Consider the following 10,960-nt stretch of genomic DNA (forward strand, 5'->3'; position numbering starts at 1 on the left):
GGAGAGACGAGTCGATAGCCGCAGCTGAGTGACATGGGTGTTCCCTTCGCGCGCTTCAGTGTCGATATATGGATTGCCGAGGGCCGAGGGTGTCATCGCTGGACGATTTCGATACGAATTCGGTCCCTTCGGACACGGTGATGGCGAATGGCGTAGCGCCGTCCGAGTTGTTCCCACTCTCCGCCGCTCAACGTGGAATGTGGTTCGCCCAGCACCTGCTGGGCGACGTTCCGATCGTCATCGCTCAGTACGTCGAGGTCGGTATCGCCGATCTCGACATCGGCCTGCTCGCGCGGATCGGACCCGCCGCGCTCCGGGAACTCGGTACCGGACTGCTCCGAATCGTCGAGTGGGACGGTGAGCCGCTCCAGACGGTCGACGAGTCGCTCGGCTTCGAGATGACACACCTCGACTTCCGTTCCGACCCTGATCCGCGGGCTGCGGCGCACGCGTGGATGCGCGCCGAATGCGGCAACCCGATCGATCTCCTCCATGATCGGCTGATCCGCTCGGCCATGTTGCGTGTCGCCGACGACTGCTACTTCTGGTACTCGCGAATTCACCACATTGCCCTCGACGGCTTCGGCGCCATGACGTTCATGAACCGCGCCGCGGAGCTGTACACCGCGGCTGTCGAGGGTCGGACGCCGGCCGAGTTCACCGCGAGTGGATTGCGGGAGGTCGTCGAAGAAGAGGCGCGCTACCGCACCTCGAGCCGGTTCGAGACGGACCGCAAGTACTGGGCCGAACGCAGCCTCGATCTTCCACCGACGATCAGCCTTGCCGGGCGAGCGGCCGAGATCGGCGCGCAGTCGCTGGTGAGCAGCGCACCGCTGTCCGCCGCTACGACAGCCGCACTGCAGAGTCTGACCGATCGGGAACCCGGGGCGACGTTCGCGACAGCCGCGGTGGCTGCCGTCGCTGCATTCCTGTCCCGCCTGACCGGCCAGGACGACGTGGTGTTGAGCTTGCCGGTCTCGGCACGCACCACCTCCCGGTTGCGCCGCTCGGGCGGCATGATCTCCAACGTCCTCCCGATCCGACTCTCGGTCGGGGAGGAAACGACCTCCGTCGACTTGATGAGATGCACGCAACTGGCGCTCACCGGAGCGCTGCGTCACCAGAGGTACCGGCACGAGGACATACGACGGGATGCGGGCATCCTGGGTGGTCGTCGCGGCTTTTTCGGGCCGTCGATCAACATCATGATGTTCCACGACGAGATTCGGCTCGGACCGTCGATCGGCCGGCTCCACGTGCTGACCACCGGCCCGGTGGAGGACCTCGCAGTGAACATCTATCCCGGTGTCGCAGGCGACGTGGCGCAGGTCGACTTCGAGGCCAACCCGAATCTGTACACCGAACAGGAACTGCACGGTCACCATGCCCGGTTCCTCGAATTCTTCGCCGCCTTCGCCGCGTCGGCCGCCACCGACCGCATCGCCGCTCTCGACGTGCTGCACGCCGACGAACGCGCGGATCTCGTGCCGTGTCGCGGTCCGCGGGCAGAGCCGGCGCGGCTCCTCCCCGACTTGCTGGCCGACGGCGTTGCGACCTCACCGGACGCAGTCGCGATTCGGGCGGCGGGACGGGCGATCACCTACCGCGAGCTGGACCAGGGATCCAATCAGCTGGCGCGACTGCTGATCGAATCGGGGGCCGGACCGGAAACCTTCGTCGCGCTGAGTCTTCCCCGGTCGGCAGAGTCACTCGTCGCGTTCTGGGCGGTCGCCAAGACCGGGGCCGCTTTCGTGCCTGTCGATCCGAAGCTGCCACCCGAGCGAGTCGCGCACATGCTGTCCGATTCGGGGGCACTGGTGGGGCTCACACTGCACGAACTGCGTGCAATACTGCCCGACGGCATTCACTGGCTCGTCCTCGACGACGACGAGGTGCGCGCCCGCTGTGACCGGGAGCGGAGCGCCGCGATCGGTGACGTGGATCGTCGCGCCCCGCTGTCGGTCCACCACCCCGCGTACATGATCTACACATCGGGATCGACAGGGCTTCCGAAAGGGGTCGTCGTCACCCACAGCGGTCTGTCGAACTTCGCGGCCGGCGCCCGCCCGGAACTCGGCATTCACCACGAATCGCGGATGCTGCGGTTCTCGTCGGCCAGTTTCGATGCCTCGGTATTCGAGATGATCCAGGCGTTCAGCGCCGGTGCCACGATGGTTGTCACCCCGCCCGAGGTGCACGGTGGAACCGATCTCGTCGACCTGCTGAGGGAACAGTGCGTGACCCACATCATCACGGCTCCGACGGTGATGAACACGGTTGACCCGCGTGGGCTCGAACATCTCGAGGCGGTGGTGGTGGGCGGGGACGTGTGCACCCCCGACCTGGTGGAGCGCTTCGGGCAGGTGTGCCGCTTCACCAACAGTTACGGGCCGACCGAGACGACCATCATCATCACCGCAGGTGAGCCGCTGACGCCGGGCGAACCGATTACGATCGGCAGGCCGATCCAGGGGGCGAGCGTCGTGGTGCTCGACCGCAAGCTCCGCGCCGTGCCCGTGGGGGTGGTGGGTGAGCTCTACCTCGCCGGCCCCGGAATCGCACGTGGCTATCACCATCGGCACGGGCTGACGGCGAACCGATTCGTGGCCAACCCCTTCGGTGTGCCGGGATCTCGGCTCTACCGCACCGGTGACGAGGTGCGCTGGGTGCGGTCGTCGCAGGGAACCGAGGCAGGCCACTACACGCTCGAGTTCATCGGCCGGTCCGACACCCAGGTCAAGATCCGTGGCTTCCGCATCGAGCTCGGCGAGATCGACGCGGCACTGCTCGCCCAGGACGGCGTCAACTTCGCGGCGACGGTGGTTCATCGGACGGCGAGCGGCACGACGGCGCTGGTGTCGTACGTGCGTCTCGACACCGGTCGTGAATTCGATCCGGTCGCGATTGTCGAGGGTGTCGCCGAAATCGTGCCGTCCCACATGATCCCGTCGGCAGTGATGTCGCTCGAACACGTGCCGGTGACGGCGGCAGGCAAACTCGACCGGAGTGCACTGCCTCAACCGCACTTCGGGTCAGCTGAACACGAGTTCCGCGCCGCGTCGACACCGGCGGAGGCGCTGCTCTCGGGTCTCGTCACCGAGGCGCTCGGCCTCGACCGGGTGAGTGTGGACGACAGTCTCTTCGCGCTCGGCGGCGACAGCATCGTCGCGATGCAGATCGCCGCCCGAGCCAGGGAGCTCGGTCTCAGCTTCAGTGCGCGGGCCGTGTTCGAGCACAAGACGATCGCCGCAATCGCCGCAGTGGCGGTGCCGGTGGAGGCCGCAACGGCGGTCGTCCTCGAGGAGCTCGAGGGCGGCGGCGTCGGGCGTATCCCGCCGACGCCGATCATGTGCTCGATGCTCGAGCGCGGCCCTTTCGACGATTACTTCCAGGCGCTCCTGCTGACTTTGCCGTCAGATGTCGATTCGGATCGGTTGAGTGCGACGCTCGCGGCGGTGCTCGATCACCACGATGCTCTGCGCTCGAAGTTCGTCCCCGACGGCGACGGCACCTGGGCGTTCGAGACGACGGCCGTCGGCAGCGTGCCGGCGGGCGATCGGATTTCGAGGATCGTCACGGCGGCGGCACCCGGGAGCCGTGCGTTCACCGACGTGGTGAGCGTCGAGTGCGCGGCGGCTGCGGCGCGCCTGGACCCGGCGAGCGGGGTCATGCTTCAGCTGGTGTGGTGTGTCTCCGAATCTGCCGGTGCATCTGGCCGACTGCTGGTTCTCGCGCACCACCTGGTGGTGGACGGTGTGTCGTGGCGCGTGCTGTTGCCGGACCTCGCGACGGCGTGGCTGCAACTGAGTGCGGGGCAGACGCCGACGCTGGCCCCGGTGGGCACGTCGTTCCGCCGCTGGGCGTATGGACTGCAGGACGCGGCAGATCGAGGAGCTCACAGAGACGAGTTACCCTATTGGCGAGAGGTTCTCAGCGGCCCCGACCCACAGATCGGCACACGTCCGATCGCGCCCGCGATCGACACGATGCGCACGACCGAGCGGGTACACATCGACGTGAATTCCGCCGTGACCGATGCGGTGCTCGCTCGACTTCCCGATGTGTTCGGCTGCGGCGTCAACGACGGGCTCCTGTCGGCACTGGCGATGGCGGTCGTGCAGTGGCGACACTCGCACGGGGTCGACGAACGTTCGGTGTTGCTGACGTTGGAAGGCCATGGGCGCGAGGAGGAGGCCGTGGCCGGCGCGGATCCTGCACGTACCGTCGGTTGGTTCACCAGTGCCTTCCCGGTCCGGCTCGAACTGCCGGCCGTCGATCTCGGCGGGGCGTTCGAGGGTGCACATGCTGCCGGTGTCGTGATCAAGACCGTCAAGGAACAGCTCGTCGCGGTGCCTGCCCGTGGCGTCGGATTCGGATTGCTTCGGTATCTCGACGAGAGCGCGAGGTCGATTCTCGGGGGTCTTCCGGAGCCGCAGATCAGCTTTAACTACCTGGGCCGCGTGGGTGTGCAACACCTCGGCGAGTTGCAGGATCTCGGCTGGATGCCGGACCCCGAGTCACCGGACCTGATCACAGCGAGTGGATCCGGCATGGCGGTGGCTGCGGTGATCGACATCAACGCGATGGTGGTCGACAGCCCCGAGGGACCCCGGTTGACGGCATCGTTCGCATATCCGACCGGGGTGATCCGCGACTCCGACGTCGCCGCCCTCGCGGATCTGTGGCGAAGCGCCCTCGACGGTCTCGCCGCGCACACTGTTCAGCCCGTCGCGGGTGGTCTGACACCGTCCGATTGCCCGCTGGTCACGATGAGCCAGAGTCGGATCGAGTGTTGGGAACACTCGTATCCGGGGCTGCGAGAGATCTGGTCGCTGTCCCCGTTGCAATCCGGTCTGCTGTTCCACTCGACGCTCGCCGCCGATTCACTGGACATCTACACCGCGCAACTGCGCATCGACCTCGAGGGCGCGGTCGACTCGGCGCGGTTGCGCCGTGCTGCCGCCGGCGTGCTCGCACACCACGCCAATCTGCGTGCCGCATTCGAGTACGACGATCACGGAGTCCCGGCGCAGTTGGTTGTCGACAGGGTGGACGTGCCGTGGCGTGAGGTGGATCTGACCGGGTACGGGTCGAGGGCAGGAGAGGAACTCGCGCGACTCCTCGACGACGACCGGGTCGCCCGATTCGACCTCGCCCGACCTCCGCTGGTGCGCCTACTGTTGATCCGCACTGCACCCGATCGTCACGTGCTGGCACTGACCAACCACCACATCATCCTCGACGGATGGTCGATGCCACTGCTGGTGCGCGAGTTACTGGTCCGCTATGCCGCGGACGGCGCTCCCGCCCTCCCGGAACCGCGGCCGTACAGCGCCTACCTGGAATGGGTGGCGACACGCGACCGGGACGAATCCCTGAGGGCCTGGGAACGCGCGCTGGAGGGGTTCGACGAGCCGACATTGCTGGCACCGCATGCGTCCTCCGAACAGCACGGCGTTCCGGGTGAGGTCGACATCGCACTACCCGCGGTCCTCATCGATGCGCTCGACGCGGTGGTGGCGCGCCATGGAGTCACCATGAACACCGTGGTCCAGGCGGCGTGGGGAATACTGCTGTCCCGGTTGCTCTCCCGTCGCGACGTGGTGTTCGGTGCCACCGTGTCGGGTCGTCCGCCGCAGCTGTCCGGTGTCGAGGGCATGCTGGGGCTTTTCATCAACACCGTGCCCGTGCGGATGCGGATGGACCCGGACGAGACGTGTGCGCAGCTGCTCACACGCCTCCAGGGTGAGCAGGTTTCCCTGCTCGATCACCATTACCTCGGACTCGGTGACATCCAGGCGCGCACGGGTCTGGGCAACCTGTTCGACACGCTGTCGGTGTTCGAGTCGTACCCCGTCGACAAGTCCGGATTCGACGAGCACACCGACATCGCGGGAATGCGAGTGACCGCTCTCGATGCGCGTGACGCCACGCACTACCCGATCACACTGCTGTCGATCCTCGAACCTCGTCTGCGGTTGAGCCTGCGTTACCGGCGCGGAATTTTCGATCGCGATACCGTCACGACACTCGCGGCGCGCGTGATCGGGATTCTCGAGACCATCGCGCGCGACGCGGACACACCGGTCGGCGGCGTCGACGTTTTCGTTCCGAAGGAACGGGAGCTGGTGGTCGACACGTGGAATGCGACGGAGCACCATGTGCCTCGACTCACCCTCGTCGAGCTGTTCGAAGCGCAGGTGGCTCACACGCCCGACGCCCCAGCCGTCGTGTTCGAGGGGGCCGTGTCGACGTACGCACAGTTCGACGCTCGCGCGAATCAGCTGGCGCGGTTCCTGATCAACGGCGGCGTGGGCCCCGAATCGCTCGTGGGTGTAGCGGCGCGACGGTCGGTGGATCTGCTGGTGGGAATCTATGCCGTGATCAAGGCCGGCGGTGCGTACGTCCCGATAGACCCGGACCAGCCGGCCGAGCGGATCGCGTACATCGCGGCAACTGCCAGTCCGGTCGTCGTTCTCACCACCACCGCGGATCGGGTGGCGCTGCCCACCGAGGTTCCGGCGGTCGACCTCGACACCCTCGATTTATCGGCGCTGTCCGATGACCCCGTCCGGGACCGGGACCGGTTAAGGCCGTTGCATGCCCGAAGCCCTGCGTATGTCATCTTCACCTCCGGTTCCACGGGCAGGCCCAAGGGTGTGGCAGTACCGCACGAGGGCATCGTCAACCGGCTGCTGTGGATGCAGAATCGGTACCCGCTGAGCGGCGACGACGTGGTTCTCCAGAAGACCCCCGTGACGTTCGACGTGTCGGTGTGGGAGTTGTTCTGGCCGTTGCAGACCGGCGCGCGGCTGGTGATCGCCGAGCCGGACGGGCACCGTGATCCCGCCTATCTCGAGCGGGTGATCCGCGAAGAATCCGTGACCACGGTGCATTTCGTGCCGTCGATGCTCGCGGTGTTCCTGGCCGGGGCGCACGTCGACGGGTGCCCTTCGTTGCGCCGGGTGTTCACCAGTGGTGAGGCGCTGCCGCCTGTGACGGCGGCGGATCTGCACCGGATGAGCGGGGCGGAGCTGCACAACCTGTACGGTCCCACCGAAGCAGCGGTGGACGTCACCCACTACGAGACCGGGCCGGACGAGTCCACCGTGCCGATCGGAGCGCCGGTCTGGAACACCCAGACGTATGTGCTCGACGGACGCCTGGGTCCCGTCCCCGTCGGAGTAGCGGGGGAGTTGTATCTCGGCGGGATCCAACTCGCCCGCGGATACCAGGCCCGGCCGGATCTGACGGCGAACAGGTTCGTCGCGAACCCCTTCGTGGCCGCGGGAAATGCGCGAGACGGTAGTCGGCTGTACCGCACCGGTGACCTTGTTCGGTGGCTCCCGACCGGGCACCTCGAATATTTGGGCCGCACGGACTTCCAGGTCAAGCTCCGCGGCCAGCGCGTCGAACTCGGGGAGATCGAGGCGGCGCTGCTCCGGCACGAAGATGTCGCACAGGCGGCGGCACTGGCCCGCAACGACGGGTCCACCGGCGACTACCTCGCCGGATACGTGGTGCCTGCGCCCGGAAGATCCCCGGACGAGCGGGCGCTACTCGACGCGGCCGCAACGGTGCTTCCCCGGTACATGGTGCCGTCGGCGCTGGTCGTGCTCGCGGAACTGCCGTTGACTGCGAACGGCAAACTCGACCGCAAGGCACTGCCGGTCCCGGAGTTCGCGAGTTCCGCACAGTTCGTCCCGCCCGGCACCCCGACCGAGTACGTCCTCGCGGAGATTCTCGCGGACGTACTCGGCGTCTCGCGGATCGGTATGTCGGACAATTTCTTCGATCTCGGCGGCAACTCCCTCACCGCGACTCGTGTGGTGGCCCGGATCAACGCTGAGCTCGGCACCGGGTTGAACGTGCGGTCGCTGTTCGAGGCGCCCACCGTCGGGGTTCTGGCCGCCGTCGTCGACCGGTCACACGCCGGTGCGGGACCGCGCCCCGCACTCGTGTCCGGCCCGAGGCCGGACAGGCTTCCCCTGTCCCTGGCTCAGACTCGAGTGTGGTTCTTCAATCGGTTCGACCCCACGTCGAGTGCCTACAATGTCGCGGCGGCACTGCGGCTGTCCGGCTCCCTCGACGTCGAGGCGCTCCGCCGGGCCGCCGCGGACATCGTCGAACGGCACGAATCGCTGCGGACGATGTTTCCCGAATCCCCTGACGGCCCCTACCAGCTGGTGCTGCCGGTCGATCACGCCGCGACCGGTGATCTGATCGATGTTGTGCCCGGCGTCGCCCCGGCCGACGCGCTGGATACACGGATCCGGGAAGCGGTGGCACGCGGATTCGACGTGACCACGCACATCCCGATCGCCCTCACATTGTTGCGGTGCGAGGCTCCCGACGAACACGTGCTGGTGATGGTGGTGCACCACATCAGCATCGACGGGTGGTCGATTCAGGTACTCGCCCGCGACCTGGTGCACGCCTATTCCACGCGTACAGCCGGCGACGCACCGTCGTGGACCCCGCTGCCGGTGCAGTATGCGGACTACACCCTGTGGCAACGAGACGTTCTCGGCTCCGAGGACGATCCCACGTCGCTGATGTCGCAGCAGCTCGAGTACTGGGCGGATGCGCTGTCGGGTCTGCCGGACGTGCTGGCTCTGCCGCTCGACCGGCCACGTCCGGCGGTGCGGTCGGGGGTGGGTGCGAGTATCGACTTCGCGGTGCCGACGGTGACGGTGGCGCGTCTCGCGGCGCTGGCCCGCGAGCAGAGTGCGACGCCGTTCATGGTGGTGCATGCGGCGTTGGCGGTGCTGTTGGCGAAGTTGAGTGGGTCGACCGATATCGCGATCGGGTCGCCGGTCGCGGGCCGTGGTGATGCGGCGTTGGACGATCTGGTGGGCATGTTCGTCAATACATTGGTACTGCGGGCCCATTGTGAGCCGAGTCGGTCGTTCGCGGAGCTGGTGGGACGGGTACGCGATTCGGACCTCGAGGCGTTCGGCAGGGCTGATGTGCCGTTCGAGCGGCTGGTGGAGAAGCTGAATCCCGTTCGTTCACAGTCTTTCTCGCCGCTATTTCAGGTGATGTTGGCGTTCCAGAATTTCGCGCCGTCAAGTGTGGAGCTGCCGGGTCTGACTGTCTCACCGGTGACGGTCGAATGGGAGGCTGCGCAGTTCGACCTCTCGATGACTCTGAGCGAGTCGGCCGGAGGCGGGTATGCGGGGAGGCTGTCGTACACGACGGACATCTTCGACGCGCCGACGGTGCGCAGCATCGCAGAGGCGTTCGTGCGGGTGCTCGACGCGGTCGTCGAGAATCCGTTCGTCCCGGTGGGCGACATCGACTTGCTGGGTCCGGCCGAGCGGCAGCGGGTGCTCGCGGTGGCGGCCCCGGTACCACTGTCTGTGCCGGCACGGACGTTGCCGGAGATTCTGGCGGCCGGCGTCGCGTCGAACCCCTTGGGGGTTGCGTTGACCTGCGGTGGCGTGGAGATGTCGTATTCGGACCTCGACTCCCGATCGAACCGGCTGGCCCGAGTGCTGATCTCGCGGGGTGTCGGTCCGGAGACGTTTGTCGCGCTGTCCTTCGCGCGATCCATCGAATCAGTGATTGCGGTGTGGGCGATCGCGAAAGCGGGTGGCGGGTTCGTGCCGGTCGATCCGACACTGCCGGTCGAGCGGATCGAGCACATGTTGGTCGATTCCGGGGCCGTGATCGGTCTTACCGGTGCCGACACCACATCGCCCCCGGGGAAGGTTGACTGGCTGGTACCCACCGCGGGCGAAGTGCAGGAACTGTGCAACGAGTTCTCGGCGGCAGAGATCACCGACGGCGAGCGCCGTGCGACGGTGGCGTTGTCCAATGCGGCCTACATGATCTACACGTCGGGTTCGACCGGGGTCCCGAAGGGTGTCGTCGTAACCCATGCCGGGCTGGCGTCGTTCTGTGCGGACGCCCGCCCCGAGCTGAACTTGACCGGCAACTCGCGGGTGCTGAGGTTCTCGTCCTCGAGCTTCGACGCGTCGGTGTTCGAGATGATCGCGGGGTTCAGTGCCGGAGCCACCCTGGTGGTCGCGCCACCCGAGATCATCGGTGGCGGCGAGCTCGCGGAGTTACTGCGCGTCGAGCGGGTCACCCACATCATCACGGCGCCCGCGGCCCTGGGGATCGTCGACCCGGACGGGCTCGACGAACTCCGGGCCGTGGTCGTCGGTGGAGACGTCTGCCCGCCGGAGTTGGTCGCGAAGTTCGCACCGTTCTGTCGCTTCTTCAACAGCTACGGTCCTACCGAGACCACCATCATCATCTCCATGACCGAGGCGCTCGTCCCGGAACAACGAATCACGATAGGCACCCCGATCGAGGGCGCCGGAGCTGTTGTCCTCGACGCGAGGCTGCATCCCTCTCCGGTCGGCGTGATCGGCGAACTGTATCTGTCGGGCAGTGGGCTCGCCCGCGGCTACCATGCCCGCGGTGCACTCACTGCAGCCCGATTCGTGGCCAATCCATTCGCAGGTGACAGCGAATTGATGTACCGCACAGGCGATCTGGTGCGGTGGACGAAAGACGGACGACTCGATTTCGTCGGGCGAATCGACTCACAGGTGCAATTGCGGGGTCTGCGGATCGAACTCGGTGAGATCGAGGCAGCGCTGAGCAGGTGCGACGGAGTCGCGCAAAGCGTCGTGGTCTTGCGTCACGATCCCCACACCGGCGAACAATTGGTGGGATACGTAGTGGCCGATACCAGCCTCGGCCTGGACCCGGAGGCGCTGCGCATCGTAGTGGGCGAGACGCTGCCGAATTACATGGTGCCCTCGCAGGTGATGGTCCTCGACGAGTTGCCGTTGAATCCCAGTGGGAAGCTCGACCGACGGGCGTTGCCCGCGCCGTCGTTCGTCGTCCGGGAGTTTCGGGCGCCGACCACGCCGGTCGAGGAGGTCGTGGCGGGGGTTTTTGCGGGGGGGCTCGGGCTCGAGCGGGGCGGGCTGGGCGACGATTT

Annotated in this window: 1 protein-coding gene; it reads left to right on the plus strand. The window is 66.8% G+C overall.

From position 1 onward, the window contains the following. Nucleotides 1–68 precede the first annotated feature (68 nt). A partial coding sequence (locus CA951_RS38395; protein WP_143543169.1) for a non-ribosomal peptide synthetase occupies nt 69–10,960 on the plus strand: 10,892 nt, incomplete at its 3' end.

This window comes from Rhodococcus sp. NCIMB 12038, from assembly GCF_002165735.1.
Lineage (GTDB): Bacteria > Actinomycetota > Actinomycetes > Mycobacteriales > Mycobacteriaceae > Rhodococcus_F.